The organism is Streptomyces sp. NPDC051776 (assembly GCF_040681345.1).
Classification (GTDB): Bacteria; Actinomycetota; Actinomycetes; order Streptomycetales; family Streptomycetaceae; genus Streptomyces.
Map to the genome: position 1 here is coordinate 36688 of NZ_JBFAYQ010000041.1, position 21210 is coordinate 57897.

General features: G+C 72.0%; 16 protein-coding genes and 1 pseudogene. 2 read left to right on the forward strand and 15 right to left on the reverse strand.

Annotated elements, in window-relative coordinates:
* Positions 1-244: 244 nt before the first annotated feature.
* The 13 genes from AB0M26_RS25375 to AB0M26_RS25435 form a co-directional block, all read right to left on the reverse strand.
* Positions 245-406, reverse strand: coding sequence for a thiocillin family RiPP (locus AB0M26_RS25375; protein WP_360859812.1), 162 nt, complete (start codon positions 404-406; stop codon positions 245-247).
* 78 nt (positions 407-484) lie between these two features.
* Positions 485-649, reverse strand: a complete 165-nt coding sequence (locus AB0M26_RS25380) for a thiocillin family RiPP (RefSeq protein WP_365264169.1) — start codon at positions 647-649, stop codon at positions 485-487.
* Positions 650-684: 35 nt separating this feature from the next.
* Positions 685-846 carry a thiocillin family RiPP gene (locus AB0M26_RS25385; RefSeq protein ID WP_365264172.1) on the reverse strand — a complete coding sequence of 54 codons (162 nt, stop codon included), beginning with the start codon at positions 844-846 and terminating at the stop codon, positions 685-687.
* 105 nt (positions 847-951) lie between these two features.
* Entirely contained in the window at positions 952-1119 is a 168-nt protein-coding gene (locus AB0M26_RS25390; RefSeq protein ID WP_365264174.1) for a thiocillin family RiPP, read from the reverse strand.
* On the reverse strand, positions 1116-2084 hold the full coding sequence (locus AB0M26_RS25395; protein ID WP_365264176.1) for a thiopeptide-type bacteriocin biosynthesis protein: 969 nt from the start codon (positions 2082-2084) through the stop codon (positions 1116-1118). Before AB0M26_RS25395 ends, AB0M26_RS25390 begins: the two co-directional genes overlap by 4 nt.
* The gene (locus tag AB0M26_RS25400; RefSeq protein ID WP_365264178.1) at positions 2085-4628 is read right to left on the reverse strand and encodes a hypothetical protein; all 2544 of its coding nucleotides are present in this window, start codon (positions 4626-4628) and stop codon (positions 2085-2087) included.
* A 5-nt stretch (positions 4629-4633) separates the two neighbouring features.
* The gene (locus tag AB0M26_RS25405) at positions 4634-5779 is read right to left on the reverse strand and encodes a PqqD family peptide modification chaperone (protein ID WP_365264180.1); all 1146 of its coding nucleotides are present in this window, start codon (positions 5777-5779) and stop codon (positions 4634-4636) included.
* Positions 5776-6540, reverse strand: coding sequence for a hypothetical protein (locus tag AB0M26_RS25410; protein ID WP_365264183.1), 765 nt, complete (start codon positions 6538-6540; stop codon positions 5776-5778). Before AB0M26_RS25410 ends, AB0M26_RS25405 begins: the two co-directional genes overlap by 4 nt.
* Positions 6531-8243, reverse strand: coding sequence for a hypothetical protein (locus tag AB0M26_RS25415; protein WP_365264185.1), 1713 nt, complete (start codon positions 8241-8243; stop codon positions 6531-6533). Before AB0M26_RS25415 ends, AB0M26_RS25410 begins: the two co-directional genes overlap by 10 nt.
* A 167-nt stretch (positions 8244-8410) precedes the next feature.
* On the reverse strand, positions 8411-9064 hold the full coding sequence (locus AB0M26_RS25420) for a TOMM precursor leader peptide-binding protein (protein ID WP_365264187.1): 654 nt from the start codon (positions 9062-9064) through the stop codon (positions 8411-8413).
* A 14-nt stretch (positions 9065-9078) separates the two neighbouring features.
* The gene (locus AB0M26_RS25425) at positions 9079-10452 is read right to left on the reverse strand and encodes a YcaO-like family protein (protein WP_365264189.1); all 1374 of its coding nucleotides are present in this window, start codon (positions 10450-10452) and stop codon (positions 9079-9081) included.
* A gap of 247 nt (positions 10453-10699) precedes the next feature.
* Positions 10700-12511, reverse strand: a complete 1812-nt coding sequence (locus AB0M26_RS25430; RefSeq protein WP_365264191.1) for an AAA family ATPase — start codon at positions 12509-12511, stop codon at positions 10700-10702.
* Between the two features lie 458 nt (positions 12512-12969).
* The gene (locus AB0M26_RS25435; protein WP_365264193.1) at positions 12970-13764 is read right to left on the reverse strand and encodes a VOC family protein; all 795 of its coding nucleotides are present in this window, start codon (positions 13762-13764) and stop codon (positions 12970-12972) included.
* A gap of 509 nt (positions 13765-14273) precedes the next feature.
* Here AB0M26_RS25435 and AB0M26_RS25440 point away from each other — a divergent pair.
* Positions 14274-14961, forward strand: a pseudogene (locus AB0M26_RS25440) (zinc-binding dehydrogenase).
* A 455-nt stretch (positions 14962-15416) separates the two neighbouring features.
* Positions 15417-16298 carry an SDR family oxidoreductase gene (locus tag AB0M26_RS25445; RefSeq protein WP_365264195.1) on the forward strand — a complete coding sequence of 294 codons (882 nt, stop codon included), beginning with the start codon at positions 15417-15419 and terminating at the stop codon, positions 16296-16298.
* Positions 16299-16711: 413 nt separating this feature from the next.
* Here AB0M26_RS25445 and AB0M26_RS25450 read toward each other — a convergent pair whose 3' ends face one another.
* Both AB0M26_RS25450 and AB0M26_RS25455 read right to left on the reverse strand, forming a co-directional pair.
* Positions 16712-17242 (reverse strand): hypothetical protein, encoded by a 531-nt coding sequence (locus tag AB0M26_RS25450; protein ID WP_365264197.1) that lies wholly within the window; start codon positions 17240-17242, stop codon positions 16712-16714.
* Positions 17242-21198, reverse strand: coding sequence for an RHS repeat-associated core domain-containing protein (locus AB0M26_RS25455; RefSeq protein WP_365264198.1), 3957 nt, complete (start codon positions 21196-21198; stop codon positions 17242-17244). Before AB0M26_RS25455 ends, AB0M26_RS25450 begins: the two co-directional genes overlap by 1 nt.
* Positions 21199-21210: the final 12 nt, after the last annotated feature.

A 21210-nucleotide genomic window follows, 5' to 3' on the forward strand; every position in this document is an offset into this window, starting at 1 on the left:
AGCCGGTACTCGTATGGGTGCGAGGCGGTACTCGTACGGGTGCGAGGCGGTACTCGTACGGGCACAAGGCGGTGCTCGTACGGCGCATGGCAGTGCTCGTACGGGGCGCGAGGAAGTCCTCGCACGTCGCATGGCAGTGCTACAACAGCGCAGCGGGTCCGGCCCGGCGCCCGGACCATGACGGCGAGGCCGCAACCCGTCGGCCGCGGCCTCGCCCATCACCCGCTGCGCAGTGCCGTCGCCGTCACTTGCTGCTGGCGGTGGAGCTGCTGCTCAGCGACCCCGCGGGGCACGAGAGGCAGGAGATGGTGCTCGCGCTGCCGAGGGTCGCCCCGGCGGAGTGGGCTTCGGGCAGCACCTCGAGCTCCGGGAGCTCTTGTTCCAGCATGAGGTCCAGTTCCTGCATGTTCGTTCTCCTTTACATGTGTTGAGGGTGTTGCTTCCGCTTGGCTGTGCACGGCCCGGGCGGGCCGGGCCGAGCGGGTCAGCCCCCGGAGCTGACCGTCGATGCCGTGCCGTACGTCATCACCGGGCACGACGCCGAGCCGATGCACGAGGCGCTGGCCAGTGTCGAGCCCGGTGAGTGGGCGTCGGGGAGCACTTCCAGTTCGGGCGCCTCCTGCTCGAGGTGGAGGTCCAGCTCTGTCACGCGGTGGTTCCTTTCATGTGAGGGGTCCGGCCCGATCAGGCCGTACTGGCGGTCCCGGCCGTACCGAAGCACCCGGCGGGGCAGGAGAACGAGCCGGCGGTGCTGATCGAGGCCGCGCAGTTCGCGGCGGATGGCGTGTCCGGGAGCACTTCGAGTTCCGGTGTCTCCTGCTCCAGGTGAAGGTCCAGCTCCGTCATGGGCCGATTCCTTTCGTGGGGGTGGTCCGGCCGGGTACGGCGCAGCATGTCCCCGCCCGCGCCGGGTCCTGAGGTCCCCCCGTACAAGCGCGTTGGTGCGCCGGGTCAGCCGTTCGTGCTGACACACGCGGCGCACGCGAAGCACCCTGCGGGGGTCGAGATCGTGCTGCCGGTGGAGACGGAGGCGGCTGTGGAGACACCCGTGGACGTGGTGTCGGGCAGTACTTCCAGCTCGGGCGGCTCCAGTTCGAGATGCAGGTCGAGGTCGGTCATCGGCTGATTCCTTCCGTGAGGGTGGTCCGGCCGGCGAGGGGGCCGGGGGCGGAGCGGAGGATCCGCACCGGGTCCTGGGGGCCGCCGCGCGGCGCCGGAGTCGACGGGGCCTGCGCGGCGGCCCTTCCGAGCACGGCTTCCTCCAGGGGAAGGAAACCGAGCCGGTTCAGGGTCATGTGGACCTGCATCAGCAGCAGGCGGGAGGCGACGGCGCCCGGGTCGGCGCGCATCGCGCGGCTGACGCCTTCGGCAAGGGCCCGGCCGAGCGCCGTCGCCGCCGCCGAGAGGCCGGCGGCCCCGGGAGCCGTCGCGGCGGCGCACGCGTCCTCGCCGAGCCTGCGTCGCCAGCGGGCCGCGGTCTTCTCGGCCTGCACCATGAGCGCCGGGGCGCCGGAGAGCGGTCCCGTCCAGTGCTGCCAGTGCAGCCGCCAGAAGCGCTCGCGCTGCGCGGTGCCCAGGTCCCCGAGGCAGCCGCGCATCACGTCGACCGCGATGCGCGCCCGGGCAGCGCGGTCGCCGGCGGTCCGCGCGACGGCCTCCAGGGACACCTCGCTGCTCTGCTGGAACAGCTCCTCGGCGATGTCCACCGCGGCCGGGGCCCCGTAGTAGTCGTACTCACGGCCGTACAGCCCGAAGCTCAGGCGGCGTTGGCCGCTGCCGGGGATCGCGGCCTCGGCCATCGGGTGCAGCCGTTCCACCGCCTCCTGGGCCGGCGGCCTGCGGGCGTGCTCGACCCAGAGCCTGCGCCCGGCGGCGTAGCAGTCGTCGAGCGCACCGGGGGCGCCGCGGAAGCGCAGCCGCAGGTGGGGGCCGCTCAGATCGGCGTAGCGGACGAAGAACCAGCGCCGGATGCCGAGGCGTCCGGCCTCGTGGAGCCAGCTCGGCACCAGTGTCGTCAGCAGCAGTTCGCCGTCGGCGTGGTTCCTGTGGTGGATCCGGGCGTAGAGCCATTCCTGGGCGGGCACTCAGGAGCCTCCTGGGTCCTCGGTGATGCGGGCGAAGTGCAGGACGTGTTCGGCCGCGTGGGCCCCTCCGCCACCTGTCGCGTGGTCATCCCCGGCTCCCCCGCCGTGTCCGCCGCGCGCAGGCAGGCACTCGGAGAAGACCAGGCGGTGCGTTCCGGCGCTCAGGGCCAGGTGGGCCAGGGCCTCCAGGCCGATGGGCGAGGCGAGGGCCAGCCACAGCGGCTTGCGGGCCCGGTCCTCCCGCTGCGGCACATCCGTCTCGGCCCGTACGTACGCCTCGGCGGGCAGGCCGCGCTCGCGGCGCCACCGGTCCATCCGTTCCAGGAAGTCGGCGAAGCCCTCGCCGGAGTCGCGGCGCGGCACCTTCGCCGCGTGGACCCGCCACCGCGCCCGGCGTACGACAACACCGGCCACGGTGCGGCGCGGCAGATGCCCGGCCCTTCCCGCCGCCGCGAGCGCACCGGGCACCGCGGCGTCTGCCAGGTCGACGGGCACCTGCCAGGGATCGGCCAGCACGGTGAGGGCCCGCATCGGCCCGGCGATCAGATGCTGAGGCACGGTGCCGAGGTAGACCGGAGCCACCACCGCCCCGTCGGGCGCCCGGAGTTCGAGCGCGCCCCGGACCGGGTCGTGTACGAGCGCCAGCTCCTCGACCGCCGTGCCCGGTCCCCACTGGCGGGTGGCGGTGGGCCAGTACAGGGCGGGCAGCAGACCGGTGCTGTCGGCCTGCAGGGGATTGGCGTCGCGCGCGGGGACGAACTCCAGGAGCCGGGCCCCGGGGTAGAGCGTCCGGAGCCAGGCGCGCAGCCGGTCACCCAGCCCGTCCTCCGTGCCGTCCTCCCTGCCGTTCCCGCCGGACTCGCCGGCTCCGGTGTCCCCGTCGCCCTCGCCGGCCCTGTCGTCCCCGCCCGTTTCGTCGTCCCCGCCGGCTCCGTCGTCCCCGCCCGTTCCGTCGAAGAGGCGGTGGAACCGCGCCACCAGACTGCCGGTGCCGGTGCTCAACTGGTTGGCCACCAGCACCGGTTCACCGTCGGGACCGCCGCCCCATGCGATCTGGCAGAGCACCGACACGCACGGCCTGCAGCTCGACCGGCCCGGACGTATGGTGCCCGCGCCCGCCCCCGTCCGTTCGAGCCCCAGCGTGTACGGCCACCCGGAACGCTCCAACTCGACGCAGAATCCGTACACGTCTGAGCAGACACCGCCCGCGCCGTACCGGGCGACGAACGTCTCCACCATCGACCGGTAGACGGGCGAGACCTCCAAGCCGTCGCAGGCGAGGTCCGCGTACCGCCGCAGTGCGGCACGGTGCTCGGGCGCCGGACGCGGGCCCTCCGCCGCGGCGGCCCGGTCCTCGTAGACGGCGCTCACCGCGGTGACCGGCCACCCGTCCGCGGCGCCGAGTTCGCCCAGCGCCGACCGCAGTCCGGTGTCCACCTCGGTCAGGGCCCGTGACCGCTGTCCGGCGTCCGCCTCGGGCAGCGAGTCCAGCGCGGCGCCCACGCGGGCGAGCGACCGGCCCGCGCCACGGGCACGCTGGTCGGAAGAGGCCGTCAGCCGGGCGGTGAGCCAGTCGAGCAACTCCTCCTGCGGGCAAGGGTCGTCGATGCCGACGAGCCCGCTCTCCAAGTGGCGGGCGAGCCGGCGGCCGCTGAGCCGGTCCGGCGCCACGACGACACCCGCCGGGCCGGCGCCCTCCCGGATCTCGATGGTCTCGCTGTCCGACCACCCGAACCCCTCGCCGGCGTGGAGGCGTGGCTCGGCGAGCCGCGCGACGGCCGCGTCCTCGGGGTCCTGGCGCAGGGAACCGTTGACGCGCCAGACCAGGTGCTCGCGGATGCCGTTGCGGTGGGCCGCCGAGCGCAGCAGCACCTGGAGGATCAGCGGATGCAGGCTGACCCTCACCCGTCCGCGGTCCGCGGCGCGTTCGGCGGCCAGCTCGGTGAAGGAGGAGAGCGGGCTGGTCTTGAGCGCGGCCCGCACCACGTACCGGTACGCGGTGAGCCGTCCGCCGCGGCTCAGGCGCCCGGCCGCGGGGAGCCGGGAGCTGCGGTGGAACACCGGGGAGACCAGCGCCAGCGCGTTCGCCAGCGCCGGAGCGCCCAGCAGTTCGCGCAGTTGCGCCCGCTCCCCGCTCTCCGTGTCGGCGGCCACGGAACGCAGTTCCGCGCGCAGCGCCCGCAGTTCGGCCGCCCGGTGAGCCCACCGGTCGAGCGGCCCGGTGTCCGTCCCGGGCAGGCGGGACCGGACCGCCGCGAGCAGGTCGGCGCCGACGTCCAGCGGCCGCGCGGCGTGGGCGGCCCGGCGCCACGCGAGGACCGCACGCCGGGCTCCGGGGGACGGCATGTGCGGTACGACGTCGTGCAGCAGGTCGGTCACATCGGTGGCCAGCGCGGTCAGTTCGGCCGTTGCGGCGGCGATGCGGTCGAGCAGCGCGGCAAGCGCGGGTGCGGTGAAGGACTCGGCAACGGCGGCGGGAAGCCCGGCGACCCGGGTCATCGACGGGCCCTCGGCCAGGACGGTTCGGTACGTGGTGACGGCCATCGCGCTCACCCGGCCACGGCGGCGATGACGCCGCGCAGCATCAGAGCGGCGACCAGGGCGGCGTAGCCGAGGCAGACCAGACCGAACGCCACGTAGCGCAGGCGTGCGATGCGACGGCGGGTGGCCAGCCAGCTCGGTGCGGGCTGCCGCAGGACCAGGCACCGCAGGACGGTGAAGGATCGCGCCCGCAGGTTGACGGCGCCCAGGCCCGCTTCCAGTGCCTGGTAACCGTCCGTCGGCAACAGCGGGTTGAGGTTGGCGAGGAGGAACGCGATCTGCAGCAGCACCACGACTCCCATCGCGCGTCCGGTCTGCCCTCCGGCCCCCTCCGCCAGGAGGGCACAGCCACCGAGCCACAGCACATCGGAGGCGACACCGGCCAGCGCGATGGCGACCCGCGAACCGCGGCCGGGCAGGCGGTACGCGTCCGTGCGGTCCACATACGCGGCCGGCACCACGTAGAAGAGCAGACCGATGCCGATCTCCCGGACCGGTATCCGGTGGTAACGGCAGACGACGGCATGGCAGAGCTCGTGAACGACCGTCTGTGTCAGCAGGATTGCGACCACCAGCGCCCAGCCCCAGGTCAGCCCGGTGGGGGCGAGGCGCTCCGCCGCGTGCGGCGCGGAGAGCACCGACCAGGCAGCGACCAGCGAGAGCAGGGCAGCGGTCCCCCACAGGACGGCGAGGGCGCGCGGCGCCCGGCGCAGCATGTGCGCCACCGGGTCCAGCAACACGGACACCCGCCCGGTGATCAGCGCTTTGCGCGGCATGTGGCTCCGGCGGGCGAACCGCGCGGCGGCCGAACCGCGGCCGGGGGCGGGAGGGACGGTGAGCAGCCCAGCGGCCCGCAGTTCCTCCAGGAAGGCCGTCAGGATCCGCTCGGAGGCCGCGTCACCGGGGTCGCGCAGCGCTCGTACGGTGAACTCGCGGCCGGTCATCGATCCGTCGAGGGCACGGAGTATCACGGCGCCGCTGCGGGACAGCCTGGTGTAGTGCCCGGATTCGGCGTCGAAGGCGACCAGTTCGTGGTTGATGCCCTCGACGATCTCCACGCCGGGCCGGATCGCCGGGGATTCGGTGTCCAGCCAGGACCGGTCCGGCGCCCCGGTCGCTCTGCGCCGCCCCCGCTGGGCGGTGCGGCCGGTCACCGGCCCCCCGCCTTTCCGCCCGGGGCCCGGTCTGCCTCCGGATCACCGAGGGCGAGGCCCAGCAACTGGGCCCGGCGGAAGCCGTCGATGCCCAGTTCCGTCCGGCCGGCCGAGCTGAGGACCCCGGCGAACACCGTGCCCGCCGCACCCTCGGACAGCCCCGCGAGCCATACGGCATGGGCGAAGGCCGCGCCGCGGGCCAGCAGCAGCCGGTGGCCGTGGACGCCGCGGCGGTCCACCGCCGCGGCCAGGTCCCCCAGCACCACGATCACTACCGGTGCCTCGGCGAACTCCAGTTGCAGCACCAGATCGCGCATGGGCGGCGGGTCGTACGGCTGGGGGACCAGGGCACCGGTCGACGGGTCGAAGTGGTGGTAGCCCGCCGGAACCCCGCGGACCCGCTGTGCCAGCACCGCCGCGACGGGTGCCGGCAGTTCCGGGAACGCCGGCGCCCACAACTGCCCGTCCTGCTCGACCGCATAGCGCAACGCTCGCAGCAGCCGCTCACCGTCGAAGGGGCCGCGTGCCCACTGGCGTACGGCGGTGCGCGACCGCAGCGCGCCGACCGGGTCTCCCGGCAGGGCGGGCGGGAGCACCGGCGGGGCCGCGTCCATGGTGTGCGGCTCGGTGTGCGGCTCGGTGCGCAGTTCGCGGTCGGGCACGGCGTGCGGCTGCGGCACGCTGTTCGGCTTGCCCTGCCGCTCGTACGGGGCGGCGAGGAGCAGGTCCTCCGTGAGCCGGTTCAGGTCGATCAACGGCATGATCCGCTCCGATCGCTGGTGAGATGGACGGCCGCGGTGATCAGCGGAGGCCCGCCGGCACCGAGCAGCCGCTCGCGGTACGGGTGCCATGGCCCGGGGTCCAGCAGGCGGCATGCGACCCCCACCTGGTGGGCGACGACGGCGAGTTGGGCCAGTGCGCAGCCGGTGTCGAGGGTGCCGACGCGGTAGGAGAAGGCTCCGTACTTGCGGGCGATCCGCCCGGTCTCGGCCGCGTAGAGCAGGTGGACCCGCGGCCCGTGCCCCGTGGCACCCGCGTGCGCGACCGCGTCCGTCAGGTGGCCGGTGTGCGGGTGCATCGTGGTGAGCGCATGGTCGGCGGCGTCGTAGTAGTAGACGCCGTCGGGTATTCCCGGGCAGTCCTGGATCAGCGGGAAGGCGTGCGGCGAGCCCAGGTTGCCCCCCGTCGGCGCCCAGCGGACCACTCGGCCCGGCTCCGCGGACTCCGGCAGGTCGGGCCCGGTGCGCAGCCCCGCGGTGAACCGCAGGACGGCGGCGAGGAGTTCGGGCCAGGGGCGCGCATCTGCGGGGGAACCGGCGGCGGGGAGATCGTCGAGAGAGATGTCGGGCAGCGGGAGACGCGGGTTGTTGGGGTAGCGGAGCCGCTCGTACTGCAGGCCGACGTTCTCCGGGCGGAAGTGGTGCTGGTGGGCCTTGGGGTTGACGAGATGGCGGGGCGGGAAGCCCACGGCGTACTCGTAGTGCAGCGGCGCGCCGTCGGGGAGCTTCCGCGCCTCCGCCGCGGCCGACGGGTAGCAGACGTGGCAGTCCGGCTCGGGCGTCAGCTTGTACGTCGCCGAGGTGAACGCGGCCAGATCGACATCCAGTTGGCCCCCCAACGAGACGGCCGGTTCGTTGCGGAGCAGCAGCGCACGCAACTCCTCCGCGACCAGCGAGGCGGCGATGACCGAACGCGGCGAGCGTGCCGACTCGGCGACCCGGTCCAGCGGGTCGAGGGTGGGCCGTACGGCGGCGAACGCGCACGACGCGCAGGCGGTGGCGGACGGATCCACGAACGGGCCGATCCTGACCCGTCCCGCGTGCTCGTCCGCGAGCAACACCCGTGCTCCGCCGTCCGCGCACGCCTTCAGCACCGCGTCGGCGACGTTCCCCGGTGCGGACAGGTCGAGGACCACGACGGCCCCGGGTGCGGTCTCCTCGTCGTCGTACGCGGCGACATCGGTGATGCCCAGATCGGCGAGCGCGTCCCGCAGGGGCTCGCGCCACCCGCCGCGCACGGCCAGGCGTACGACGGCTTCGGCGGCGGCCCGTCGCATATGACTGGAGTGGGGGAAGACACGGCTGCAGTCCAGCGTCCGGGACATCCAGACGGCGGCGGGCTCCGACGGGGCCGGCCGGAGGGCGGCCCCGGTACCGCGGCCGGCGTCGACCTCGGCGTCCGCGTCCTCCAGAAGACCCGCGAAGTACACGGCCGCCACTGCCTTGCGGACGATCGGCAGGCTCCACCCCGTCTCGCGCGCCAGCGCCACCAGGTCCCGGCTGCCGTCGAGCAGGGGGAACAGCTCCGTGCGCAGTGCCGTGGCCGAACTGCCGCGCAGATGCTGCCGCTCGGCGGCACCGTCGACGATCACGCCGTCGGCCGTCTCCACGATGTGCAGGCCCCGGCAGAGCTGAGGGCGTACGGGCATCCGGAACTGGGGGTCGCCGAGGACGGCGCGGCTCACGGCCGCCGCAGGCAGGCCGCGCCGGGCGGTGGGAGAAGGTGGTTCCTGCGGGGGGTGCGCGGCGGAGGGTTGCTGCGGGGGGTGCGCGGCGGGCGGTGCCTTCCGGGCGGTCACGGGCCCGCGCGCCGATAGGGAAGTCCCTTGTTGGGCAGGGACGTTGATGGCATTCATCGGTGTTCTCCCCCGGCGGAACCGGCCAGCAGATCCGCCGCCAGGCGTTCCCATCCGTCGTCGGGGTGGGGCGGCGTGCCGCAATCGGGGCAGCCATGGACCCGTGCGACCGTGTCCGCGACGAGCGACCGGGTCAGCACGTCGTAGAAGAGGACCAGCCCCGACCGGAGCCCGGACGCGGAGTCCCACTGATCGAGCAGGTCGAGAGCGAGGCCCGCAGCGATACCGGCCTGTGCATCGGTGAAACCGGAGACGCCGTGGGCCGGGTCGGCCGCGAGGGAGGCGCGCAACGCGGCGGCGCTCGCGGAGGGGCGGTCGTGCTGGGCACGGCGCCTGACATAGCAGCCGTAGCACGGCCCCCGGTGCGGCACGACCAGCGGGCCGACCCGGATGACCGGGAATTCGTGGACGATCGGCAGCCACGGCGTTCGGCATGCGTGGTGCAGTCGTGCCACCTCGTTCAGCAGCGCGTCCTCCAGGCGCCAGGTGGCGACCAGGCGCATCGGCGTGTGCGGCCAGGTGGCCGACTGGAGATCGCCGAGGCCGGCGCGCTGGGTGGGGCTGCCGGTCATCCGCGCGACATGGCCGGCGACCCGCTCCCCGAACTCCCCGGTCCACAGCACATGCATCGGTGCGGTCGTGATGGGCATGGTGGCGGTGTCTCCTAGGCGAAGGGCTGGGGGTCGGGGTTGAGCTCCGGCTCCGGATGGCTGACCAGGCCCATCGCGGTGGGCGCCGCGTACAGGCGGGGGTGGTCCAGGTAGCGGTTGCGGTGCACGAAGGAGAGCGGCATGAGCTGCGGGACGATCACCCGTACCGAGCGGAAGCCGACGTCACGCGCCTCCTCCGTGGTGAGCTCGACGGCGATGGCCTCGGCGCCGATCGCCGACAACCGCCCGACCAGCCAGTCGAGGAGCCGGGCTGGGGTGCCGTGCGGAGCTGTGGGCAGATCCGAGAGACGCCGCGTCGGGCGGGGGCGGCGCAGGAGGAAGTCGAACGCTTCCCGCTTCTCCGGGCGGCCCATGTGCAGCGCGCCGTGCAGGACGCTGGTGAAGTCCCGCGGGTCATCCGGTACGTCGTGCCGGCTCTGCAGCGCGATCCGCGACGACGCCGCTTCCCGGTAGATCTTGCGCACCACCTCGACCGGATCGGGGCCGCTGGCGCACATCACCAGCTGGCCGAGCGAGGGGTTGTGGTCGCTGAGAACCACCGCGTAGACCGTGGGGACACCGATGTCGGAAGTGGCGTCGAAGAAGCGGTACTCGACGAACCCGTCCCGCAGCCTGCTCTGCTCCTCGCGCAACGCGGGCTCGCCGCGTACGTCGATCTCCGGCAGTTCCAGGCGCTGCAGCCAGGTGAGGGCGATGGCGTCGCGCTCGACGGCCTCGCAGATCCCGCCCGCCGTGGCCAGGTGGAGGTCGGAGTGGATGGCGCAGCCGGTGGAGATGGGGTTCGCGATGCGCTCGCCGATGGCCAAGTGGTGGGTGAACAGCCAGACATAGGACACCGGGACCCACACGGGTCGGCTGCGGGTGAGGGACCAGCCGCGGACCCACCGCTGGGGCAGCGACGGGTCCGGGCGGATCAGCCAGGCGTGCTCGTCGTCGAGTTCGGCAGGCGAGCAGCGGGGCAGGGTGTTCAGGTCGACGGCCTCGTCGCCGAGTTCGTCGGCGGTGGCCCACCGTACGAGCTCCGGCTGGTAAAGGGAGTTGGTGTAGCGCTCCAGGGCTTCGGCAAGGCTGATCAGCCGGGCGCGCTCGGGGTCCGTACCGCCGCCCGCCCCGTCGAGCCCGTCGGGCTGGGTGGGGCGGTCCGCCCACAGCAGGGTGGGGTCGCCGATGCCGGAGACGTAGACCGCGTACTCGGGCTCGCCGGGTAGCGGGGACAGGCGGTGCACGCCCTTGACCGGGCGGACGGCCGGGCCGATCAGCCCTTCCAGGCGGCGCAGCGCACCGAGACCGTCGCCCACGGGGGACGGAGGCCCATCAACCCCCGTACCTATGACCGGAGTTGTTCCGATCGTACCTGTTTCCACCATTGGCCTGCTCCTGACCGGGCTGCTGCGATGTGCGTCACAGAGAACGGGATGGGGAGCGGACCGTCATCACACGTCACGGGTGAACTTGATCCGAACGGACCGGAGCGTCGACGGGTGATGGGGGAGAAGGAAGAGGTGATACCGGCGGTTCGGTACGCGGGCGGGTGCGGACGGGCGGGGCGGGCGGCCTCGGGCGGGTGCGCGGCGGAAGCACGGGAGGCCCCATCCTGCAGGGCCCGGCACACCGTCAGAGGAGACCCATGCGGCGGGCGATCTCGACGGCGTCTCTCCTCCGGCAGACCCTCAACTTGCGGTAGATACCCTTCACTTGGGTCTTTACCGTGTTGGGGGAGACACGACGCTGCGCCGCTATCTCGTCCAGGGTGAGCCGGCTGGGCAGCAGCCGCAGGACCTCCGACTCGCTTGCCGTGAGCCGCTGTCCGTACTCGGGCGTCACGGCCGCGATCTGCAGGGCCGCACGACGGCCGGTGTCCGGGGTGACAGGGGCGATGGATCGCGGGGCGTCGCTGCACGGGGCTCCATCACCCGCTCCGCCCTCACCCGTTGCGCTCTCCCCTGCTCCGCCCTCATCCGTTCTGCCCTCACCCGTTCTGGCTTCACCCGCTCTGTCGGCGCGAGTTGCGTTCTCGCGGATTCCGTACTCACGGTTTCCGCCCGCGCGCGTGCCGATCTCGGGCGTTCCGATCTCAGGCGTTCCGCCCGCGCGCGTTCCGATCTCAAGCGTTCCGGTCTCGGGCATTCCGTCCTCTGCCGCCGTGCCACCGATGTCCCGCGGCGCGCCGCCCGGTCGGAGTACCGGGAGCGACGGCGGCCGCAGCGCTTCGACGACCGGCTGCGACGGCGGGACGTCGACCGTCCTCGCGGTGCGGCCATCGACGTACGGCAGACCGGCCGCGGCGGCGAGCCGGTCGGCCAGGTCGGTCATGCCGTGCGTGGAGTACCACTCCCAGGCGGTCCGCTGCACGGCGGCCACTTCGGCGGCACCGTGCCGTTCCGTCAGTTCGCGGAAGAGGACCTGCCGTACGAGCGGGTGGTGCCGGTAGGTCCACTCGTCCTGCCGGATCAGCAGATCGTGCTCGGCGGACAGGGAACGCAGCACGCGGCTGGCGTCGGCCCGTCCCGTGATGGCCTTCACCAGGGATGAGTGCAGCCGGGGCACCACGCTCGTCCGCAGCAGCAGTTCCTGGTCCTCGAGCGGCATCGGCTCCACCAACTCCCGCAGCAGGAAGTCCGAACAGAGCCGGATCACCTTGGACCAGCCCTCCAGGCACGTCTGGTACCCCCCGTCCTGGGTGCGTGTCACCGCGGCGAGTTTCAGGGCCAGCGCCCAGCCGCTCGACGTCCGCAGGAGTTTGGCGCTCTGGTCGTGGCGCAGGCGGGCGCCCGCGCGGGCGAACAGCTCGTCGACCTCCTCGTGGGTGAAGGCGAGGTCGGAGCCGCGGACCTCGGCCAGTTCCCCGGCCGCCCGCAACTTGTGGAGGGGCAGATCGGGTTCACGGCGGGAGGCCAGAATCACCCGCAGTCCGTCGGGCGCGTGCCGGATCAACTGCAGGACGGCGACGCGTGACGGCCCGGGCCGCAGCTCGTGGAAGTCGTCGAGGACCAGCACGATCGGGGTGCTCAGCGATGCGCTGATGGCATTGACCAGGGCAGGGATGGTGCGTTCACGCGCGAAGACCATGGCGGGGTCGTCGGCGCCCCAGTAGTCGAGGACCGAAGTGCCGGCCTGCCAGAGCGCCGCCACGAGGTGGGTGAACAACCGGGCCGGGTCGTTGTCCTCCTCATCGAGGGCCAGCCACGCCAGAGGTCCCGGGAGCCGGTCGGAGGACTGGACCCAGGAGGCCAGCAGCGCGCTCTTGCCGGTGCCGGGCGGACCCACGATCACGGTGAGACGCCGCCGTACGCCTTCGTCGAGCAATGCGAACAGCCGGATCCGCTGGACCAGCGGGCCCGTTCGGGGCGGCACCAGCCTGGTGGATATCACCAAGTCGGCGGTCTCCTCGAACTCGCCGCCCTCCATGAAGTGACCCGAGGCCATTCATTGCTTCCCTTCGGCTCCTGCGGAACGCCACGTGTGTGCACGACAGTTCCGCCACGGCGCCGTGACCCTCGCGATGCGGGCGGGTTGCCTGCCGACGGAGGGTGATGACGACCCGTACGGACCGGGTGCTGCCGTACGACTGGTCACCGCGGAAGGTGATGCGTGCACCCCCGAGACGACGGCCACTATGCCTACGGCAGAGCGCCCGCGGACGGCAAATCGCAAGGGTTGCAGAGCGCTCTCGGCCGCTTACGCAGAGAGGCCCCCCGCCAATGCGGCGGAGAGCCATCTCTGATGCGTCTTCCCTGTTCAGAGACCCCGACACGGCACAAGAACGGATTCAGCCACGCTCGCTTCCGACCGAAACCCGATCCCCGAATCACGGGACATGTCTAGATGTCTCATACCGTACGGTCCATGGTCACGGATCGCTCCGTGCGCGGGTGACGGGCCCCTCAGTCCTCGGAGGGGGTGAGGACGACGAAGTCCGCGCCATTGGGGTCGACGCAGACCGCGAGGCGTCCGACACCCTCCGCGTCCTCAGGCCCCATCTGCAGGCTGCCGCCGTGCTCGGCGACCTTGGCGACCGTGGCGTCGCAGTCGGTGACCTCGAACACCGGGTGCCAGTACGGGCGCCCGCCGGTCAGCCCGAGGGCGTCCGGGGGCATCTCGATCATGCCGCCCTGCATGCGCTCCTCACCGCCCTCGGAGGGGCTGATGAGCGAGTACGTATCCGTGCCGCCGGGCAGCGGGATGTCCTGGTTGTGCCAGCCGAAGAGATCGGCGTAGAACCGTTTTGCGGCCGGCATGTCGGTGGTGTAGAGCTCGGTCCAGGACAGGCTGCCCGGCTCGTTCACCACATCGAGGCCCTGGCTCTTGCCCGGCTGCCAGACGGCGAACTGCCCGCCCTGCGGGTCGCTGAACTGTGCCATCCGTCCCTCGCCCTCGGCATCCACCGGCGCGACCCGCACGGTGCCGCCCGAGCGCTCCACGGCCCGGGTCGTGGCATCGGCGTCCGGGGTGTTGAAGTAGATCATCCAGGCGGAGCGGGCCCCTTGCTCGGTGAGCGGCCCGACGCCGCCCGCGATCTTCTCGCCCACCTTGAAGACCCCGTAGCCGCTCGCTTCCTCCCCGAAGGGCTGGAAGTCCCAGTCGAAAACCGAACCGTAGAAGTCGGCCGCGGCGGCGGTGTCAGGAGCGCCGAGATCCAGCCAGCACGGAGATCCGACGACGTAGTCAGTGCTGATCATGGCGATTCCCTTCGCAGATCTCTGATGACTTCAGCGTGACACCAGGCGCGGACACTCGCCCGTCGGCAGCGGTCCGGGAGCGCGGTGCGCCGGCCGTACGCGGCCCTGCTGCCCGTACGCACGGCTGCGTCCCGCAGGGCCAGGGGCGGGGCCCGCCCCCGAGCGCGGACAGCGGGGCGCGGGGCTGCGGAGCGCGGGGCCGCCGGAGCGGCTTGCTACGGTCCGGAGCAGGTCTCGGTGCTGGCCGGAGCAGGTCTCGGTGCTGGCCGGAGCAGGTCTCGGTGCTGGCCGGAGCAGCACAGTCCTGCCCGAAGGGACTCGGCGCTGGCCGGAGCAGCACAGTCCCGCCCGAGCGGACTCAGCGCTGCCCGGAGCAGCACAGGCCTGCCCGCAGCGCGGGGCGTGGGGCGCGTGGGGCGCGTGGGGCGCGGCCTGATCGGACGCGCACCACTCCGCCGCGCCGTCGCGCCCTCGGGCGATCGACCGTCGCGGTGCGACAGTGATGAGCCATGCGCGCCGCCTATGTCGAAACGCTCGGCCCGCCCGACGTGATCCGGTACGGGGAACTACCCGCTCCGCGCCCGGGCCCCCACGGACGACCTGGTCGACGTCCTGGCCACGCCCGTCAACCCGGTTGACACCCTGGTCCGTTCCGGAGCCTCGGTGCTCGTCGCCGGGGCGGCGGGGAACGTCGGCGGCGCCGCGGTCGCCTTCGCCGCCCGGGCGGGCGCGCGGGTCGTCGCCACGGCCAGGCGGGAGGACACGGACCACTGCCGGTCGCTCGGAGCGGACACGGTCCTCGACTACCGCGACCCCGAACTGCCGCGCCGGATCCGCGACACCGTGCCCAAAGGCGTCGATGTCCTGCTCGACACCTCCGGCGTGAACGATCTGCCGGAAGCCGTCGGCCTGCTCGCGCACCGTGGCCGGATCGTGCTGATGTCCGGCTTCGGTTCCCGCCCCGTCCTCCCGGCCGGCCCGCTCTACTCCGGCGACCAGTCGGTCATCGGATTCGCGATCTCGAACGCCACGACGGCCGAACTGGCCGACGCCGCCGCGGTGATGAACGGTGTGCTGGCCGAAGGCCGCCTCAGCCCGCGGGCCGTCGAGACCGCCCCGCTCCGCGACACGGCGGAGGCACACCGGCGTATGGAGGAGGGCCTGCTGCGCGGCAAGCGGCTCGTCCTGCGGCCCTGATGCCCGGCCCCACTCCCCGCGGCCGTACGGCGAGCATCGACGGACGGGCCCGGGGACAAGGCCGCCCGAATCACCCTGTGAGCGCGGCCACAGACACCACTCCGACCTGTAGGTCTGTGGCGCGCGGCCGGCAAGCGCGGACGCGGTTCCTCGTACGGCCGGGAGCACCGCGGCGCGGCCGGGACGATGGAGAGCGTGAATGAGGACGCGGCCCGTCCCGCCACCCGTCGCGCGCTCCCGCCGTCGTGAGCTCGCGCATCGCAGCAGGCGAACACCGGGTGTGCGCACGTCAGCACGTGACACGACCACTCTCGTGTGAGCTCGTCGACACGGGCTGGACCAGGAGCCCGGCCTGACCGCCGGTGCCCGGAGCCGCCTCCCCTCCCGCACCACCCCCGCCGACACAGCGCCGTGCGGCAGAACCCATCGCTCCGACCGCATCGAAAGGGCCCACCATGTCATCACGCCACTCCGTCCTCATCACCGGCGCGAGCAGTGGATTCGGCCACCTGACCGCCCTCACCCTGGCGGAGCGCGGGCACCGCGTGTACGCCTCCATGCGCGACATGACCGGACGGAACGCCGACGCCTCGGCCCGGCTGCTTGAGAAGGCATCCCAGAAGGGCTGGGATCTGCACACCGTCGAACTCGACGTCACTGACGACGCATCCATCGCCGCCGCCGTCGAACGCGTCCTGGTCCTGGGCGACCTGGACGTCGTCATCAACAACGCCGGCGCCACCAGCTCCGGCCTCCTGGAGTCCTTCACGGCCGAACAGGTGGAGTCCGTCGTACGCCTCAACGCCCTGGGGGCGGTCCGGGTCAACCGCGCCGTGCTGCCGCATCTGCGCAGCCGCGGCGAGGGCCTGCTCGTCCACGTCACCAGCGGCTCCGGCCGTATGGTCCTGCCGTACTTCGGCCCGTACACGGCGGCGAAGTTCGCGCTCGAAGCCATCGCCGAGACCTACCGCTACGAACTGCGGCCCCTGGGCATCGACTCGGTCATCGTCGAACCGGCGGCCTACGCAACCGAACTGGGCAGCAACGCCCTCCGGGCCGAGGACGCCGCGTACGTGGCCGAATACGGGGAGACCGGTACGCGCCTGCGATCCGTCCTGGCCGCCCTGAGCGAAACCCCGGAGTCCGTCGACGGCCCCGGACCCCAGGAGGTCGTCGACGCCATCGTCGCCCTGGTGGAGGCGGAGACGGGGCAGCGCCCCCTGCGCACGGCGGTGGGAGCCACGGTGAAGCCACTGCTGAACCACATCAACCAGGCCACGGCGGACAAGCAGCGCGAAGCCCTGACGCTGATGGGCCTCGCCGACCTCACGGGCTGAGCCCCGCCGCGTCGTCGCCCGGGGCCACGCCAACCGCGTACGTCACGTGGGCGGTTCATGTGGCAGTACGTGACACGCCACTTGAGGGGCACACACCTGAGGATGCGGTCGGAGTGCTGGTGGGACGGGGAGAGGACGTGATGCCGGCCTTTCTGTGAGCGGTCATTCCCAGTGGCTGCTCCAGAGCCTCCGCAACCCCGCCCAGGCAGGGTTGCGGGGGCGACTGGAAGGGACGGTTACCGGGGCCGGTGCGAGACTGCCCTGAACAGGGGAGTTCTGCATGACGTTGCCGGACTGGTGGGCAGTTGCCGTACGCGGCCGCGGCGGCCGGTCGCCCGTCGTCTGCGCCGGGAAATCCGGGGAATGAGCCACGGCCGGAGGCGGCGTGTGCCCGCAATTGTTTGTTGAGTGGTCTACCCGGCGTCCGGGGCATGTGGATTCGGCTCCGTGGCAATCACATGGAGCAGCTGCCAACGAGCCTCCTCCCAGCGGGCGGCCCGGTCCACCTGGCGGCGGTCGCCATCGGCCGGGGCCTGCTGGGCGTACCAGCGGCCGACGTCCGACTGGGCCTGGCGGGCGATGTACTGGCGGGTCTGAATGGTCCGTCCCGCCTTGTTCATCGCGCCGACGTCGATCAGCATCTGTTGGCAACCGAGCCGCACGGCGGATTCCGCGACGCCCGTGATCTCGGAGTGCCCGGGAAATTCCCAGCCGACCTCGAAACAGGCGTCGTTTGCCCGGACGAGCCGGTCGGTCGCCCGCCCCAGCTCGATGGCCTCGTGGGCCGCGCCCATGTACTCGGCGTAAGCGCCCAGCAGCCTGGGGTCGAGCGCGTCCGCCTGGAGCTCGACCGCGTGCTCCGCGAAGTCCAGCGCCAGGGTGGCCGCACGGAGGTCGTCCACGTCGTCCAGCAGTTCGTTGAGCCGGGTCGGCAAGACGATCATTACGTGTTCCATTCCCCTCGACCGCGGCTCATGAGTTCCAGCAGTTTGGGAGTGTCGCCCGAGCCTGTGATGACCCTGCGAGGATCGGTGATCTTGACATGGCGGGCGGCGTCCATCGCGTTCTTGAGCTGCTGTCCGGCGTTTCCGCCACCCATCTTATGGTCGACGACGAACGCCACGAGGTTCTTGGGGTCGGACCTGTCCACCGCCATGAAGTCGCCCTGGAACTTCTCGCCATGGGTCCGGTACAGCTGCAGGTTCGGTTTCCGCGCCATCAAGGCCTTCACGAATTCCATCTCGGGCGGGCTCAACTTGTAGGCCCCGCTGAGCTGTTGCCCCGGCTTGATCCGGATCGGGGCGTACGGCGAGAGTCCCAGCGGGTCGGCCCACGTGAGCGGATTGTGCGGGTACGAGACGGGGTTGGGGGCCGGGAGGAGGCCGAGCGGATCGGGGCTGAGGTACCGGCCGGTCTCCGGGTCGTAGTGCCGGTGCACGTTGTAGTGGTGCCCGGTTTCCAGGTCGTGGTACTGGCCGGGGAAGCGCAACGGGATGTATGCGCCGGCGTCGGTGTTCCAGGTGGTGCAGCCCCACAGGGTCGAGGCCTGGCGCCAGACGGTGTTGCCCGCTTCGTCGAGGAGCTCGGTGGGCGTACCGATCAGATCGGTCACGATGGCGTAGAAACGGGCGTCCACCTCGTCCTGCGATGCCGAGGCAGCGGAAGAGGCGGAGCCGTAGCGGTCCGTCTGGGACAAGGGCGCCACCCCGCCGTCCTCGTACTCCCAGGTCAGCGTCTGCGTGCTCGGCCACTGCGCGGAGGCGGTGGACTGCTCCACCATCGTCCCCTCGTGCCAGGTGAACAGCGTCTCCTCCAGCACCGTGCTTCCGTCTGCGGACAGATGCCGCTTGGCGATCCGGCGCCCGAACGGGTCGTAGCGATAGTGCCAGACCGTGCCGTCCGGCACCGTGACCGAGGTCAGCCTGTCCTGGGCATCCCAGGCATACCGCCACACGGCCGGCTTGCCCGACAGACGGGTGCGGCGCCGGGTGACGAGGCGCCCGGCCGCGTCGTGTTGGTTGTCGACCCGTCCGGCTGTCAGGAGCCGGGTGCCCTCATATGTACGTGCCCCGACGGCTTCGGCCCCTGGGTGACTCGAGGGCCAGTGGGCCTCACTCTGGTTGCCCGACTCGTCGTACGCGTAGGTCTCGGCCCAGTCGTGTGCGCGAACTTCGGTGACCCGCCCGGCACGGTCCAGCGTGTAACGCCGGTCGCCCGCAGCGGTCAGGGCACCGTCCGGCCGCCAGGTGAGGTCCTGTCGGGGCAGAACCGGTCCGCCCGGGCCGGTCAGCTGCCGGGACAGGGGGCGGCCCGCGACATCGCGGCTCTGGGACATCTGCACGGCAGCGCCCCAGCGCCGATGCGTTTCGTGGCCCGCCGCGTCATACGCGGACGAGAGCGTGCGCCCCGCGGTGGTCAGCTGTGTGCGCCGGCCGGCCGCGTCATAGGTGTAGACCGTGCGCGCCCCGGAAGGAGTGCGCCTCTCGACGAGCTGGCCAACGGCGTCGTAACTCAGGTGCAGGGTGCGACCATCGACCGTTTCGGCCGTCAACCGCCCCGCCGGATCGTAGTCGCGGGTCAGCTCCCCGTCCGGCCACAGCGCGCGCAGCAGCTGTCCGGCGGGATCGTAGGTGAAGACCGTCGCCCGGCCGCCGCTCTCGGTGCACGTCACCCGTCCCAGCTCGTCGTGGGTGTAGCGGATGACGTCACCGAGCGCGGTCGTACGGGATATGAGCCGTCCGGCCGCGTCCCGTCCGTAGCGGACCGTCCGGTTGTCGAAGTCCGACTCCGCGACCAGTTGCCCGGCGGCGTCGTACGAGTAGTCCCAGGCCAGCTCGTGCGGGTTGGTCACTCGGGTCAACTGGAGCTGTGCGTTGTACTCGAAGCGATAGCGCGCGCCGTCCGGCTCTGTACGAGCAGTCAGCAGGTCGAAGTGGCTGTATTCGTAGTGCGTCAGCGCGCCCACCGCGTCGGTGTGTCTCAGGCAGTTGCCCTCCCCGTCGTACTCCCAGGACTCGGTGGCTCCGTCCGGCCCCACGAGGCGGAGAAGGTTGCCCTCGGTGGTCCACTCCCAGCGGGTCACACTGCCCAGCGGGCTCGTCTCGACGACCGGTCGGCCGAAGGCGTCACGCTCGAAGCGGGTCCGGCCACCGAGCGGATCGACCGCCTCCACCGTGAGGCCCGCCCGGTCACAGGTGAGGTGCGTGGTCCGGCCGAGCGCGTCCGTGAACTCCGTGAGCCGGCCTTGCCGGTCGTACGTGAAGTGGCTGGTCGCGCCCGTCGGATCGGTCAGCGTGAGGCCGTTGCCGCGCTCGTCGTAGGTGCGGGCCCAGCGGCGGCCGTCCGGCAGCACCGTCTCGGTGACCAGGCCGAGTTCGTTGTACGTCGCCCTGGTCTCGCGGCCGTCGGGACGGCGGATCACCAGTGGGCGGCCCGCCTCGTCGTTCACGTACTCGGTGACATGGCCGAGCGGATCGGTGTGAGACGTGAGGTGGTGGTAGCGGTCATAGCCCGTGCGTGTGGTGTGGCCGAGCGGATCGATCTCGGCGATCACCTGGCACGCGTCATTGACGACGAAGCGGGACACCTCCCCCTCGGCGGTGGTGAGGACGGTGACCTTGTGCCCCGGGTACTCGGGGAGCGTCCGGTCGTACTCGAGTGTGAGCGAGAAGTGCCCGCCCTCACCGCTCTCGGCGACGCAGCGGTCGAGTTCGTCGTACGTGTACGAGTATCCGGAGTCGTTTCGGTCGGTCCAGGAGACGACGCGACCGCGTTCGTCGTAGCGGTAACGCAGCGGCAGGCCGGAGGAGTTGATGTCCTCGGTGAGAAGGCCGGCCGTGTATCCGAACCGCTTGACCGTGATGTCCGAGCCGTCCGCCGCGGCACCTGCCAGGTGGAGCGCGGTGACGCGACCGTCCTCCGTGTCGACCTTGACGTGGTGTCCGGCGGAGTGCCGCACCGCAGTCGGGGTGCCGTACTCGTCGTGGTCGAACGTGATGGAGTGCCCGTTGCGGTCGGTGATCCGGCGGAGCAGGGCTACGCCGCCCCGGGGAGCGGCGAAGCGACGCGTGTGGCCGGTGTCGGTATGGGTCACTGCGTAGCCACCGTCGTCGAGCCGGCGCAGCGGCCAGCGCTGACCTGCCTCCGGCAGCACCGATACGTCGGGGCCTTCGGGGTGCGGGTACGGCAGGATCTGCCCGGCCTCCGTGACGTAGAGGACACCGTCCGCGTCGATCTCCAGATGCTCGTCGAGAGTGGAGGCCCAGCAGGGGCCGAACCACCAGCCCGCCCCGTATCCGGACTCCACCCTGCGCGACAGCACCAGCGGTAGCAGGCCCGGAAGCTCGAGGTCCGTCTGCGGCAGATACATCTTGCCGTTCGCCAGGTCGATCGGGTCGGTCAGCTTCGCCATGATCGCCTTCGCGTTGCGCGCAAAGGCGTCCTGGCCTCGAGCGAGCATGCTCCGGGCACCCTTGCCGAGGCCACGGACGCCGGCGGCCATGCCTTTGAGACCGCCCTTGAGTCCCTTCAGTCCCTTGGCGAGGCCGCGGAGGCTGGTGAGGCCTTTCATGCCGGGGATGCAGTCCAGGGCTGCGAAGGCGACGTCCCAGGGGGTGGCTTGGCCGTTGAGGTATTTGTTGAGGGTGTCGGCGAGGACGACGAGGGCGGCGATGAGGACGATCGCGCCGAGGATGGGCCCGCCGATGATCATCGCGATGATGCCGACGATGGCGACGACGACTTTGCAGACGGCGACGATGGTGTCCCAGTTGTCCGAGACCCAGTCGACCGCGTCCTCCCACCAACTGCGGTTCTGGATACCGGCGTCGGAGGCTTCCTCGAGTTTCTTCTTCGCCTTGGTCGCCGCGTCCTCGCGCAGTTTCTTGGCGTCCGCGGCCATCTTCTTCGCCGC

Bases quoted from the DNA above. Each gene is read 5' to 3' on its own strand.
- AB0M26_RS25375 (WP_360859812.1), bottom strand. From the start codon at position 406: ATGCAGGAACTGGACCTCATGCTGGAACAAGAGCTCCCGGAGCTCGAG.
- AB0M26_RS25385 (WP_365264172.1), bottom strand. From the start codon at position 846: ATGACGGAGCTGGACCTTCACCTGGAGCAGGAGACACCGGAACTCGAA.
- AB0M26_RS25390 (WP_365264174.1), bottom strand. From the start codon at position 1,119: ATGACCGACCTCGACCTGCATCTCGAACTGGAGCCGCCCGAGCTGGAA.
- AB0M26_RS25400 (WP_365264178.1), bottom strand. From the start codon at position 4,628: ATGGCCGTCACCACGTACCGAACCGTCCTGGCCGAGGGCCCGTCGATG.
- AB0M26_RS25410 (WP_365264183.1), bottom strand. From the start codon at position 6,540: ATGCCGTTGATCGACCTGAACCGGCTCACGGAGGACCTGCTCCTCGCC.
- AB0M26_RS25420 (WP_365264187.1), bottom strand. From the start codon at position 9,064: ATGCCCATCACGACCGCACCGATGCATGTGCTGTGGACCGGGGAGTTC.
- AB0M26_RS25425 (WP_365264189.1), bottom strand. From the start codon at position 10,452: ATGGTGGAAACAGGTACGATCGGAACAACTCCGGTCATAGGTACGGGG.
- AB0M26_RS25430 (WP_365264191.1), bottom strand. From the start codon at position 12,511: ATGGCCTCGGGTCACTTCATGGAGGGCGGCGAGTTCGAGGAGACCGCC.
- AB0M26_RS25435 (WP_365264193.1), bottom strand. From the start codon at position 13,764: ATGATCAGCACTGACTACGTCGTCGGATCTCCGTGCTGGCTGGATCTC.
- AB0M26_RS25445 (WP_365264195.1), top strand. From the start codon at position 15,417: ATGTCATCACGCCACTCCGTCCTCATCACCGGCGCGAGCAGTGGATTC.
- AB0M26_RS25450 (WP_365264197.1), bottom strand. From the start codon at position 17,242: ATGATCGTCTTGCCGACCCGGCTCAACGAACTGCTGGACGACGTGGAC.
- AB0M26_RS25455 (WP_365264198.1), bottom strand. From the start codon at position 21,198: ATGGCCGCGGACGCCAAGAAACTGCGCGAGGACGCGGCGACCAAGGCG.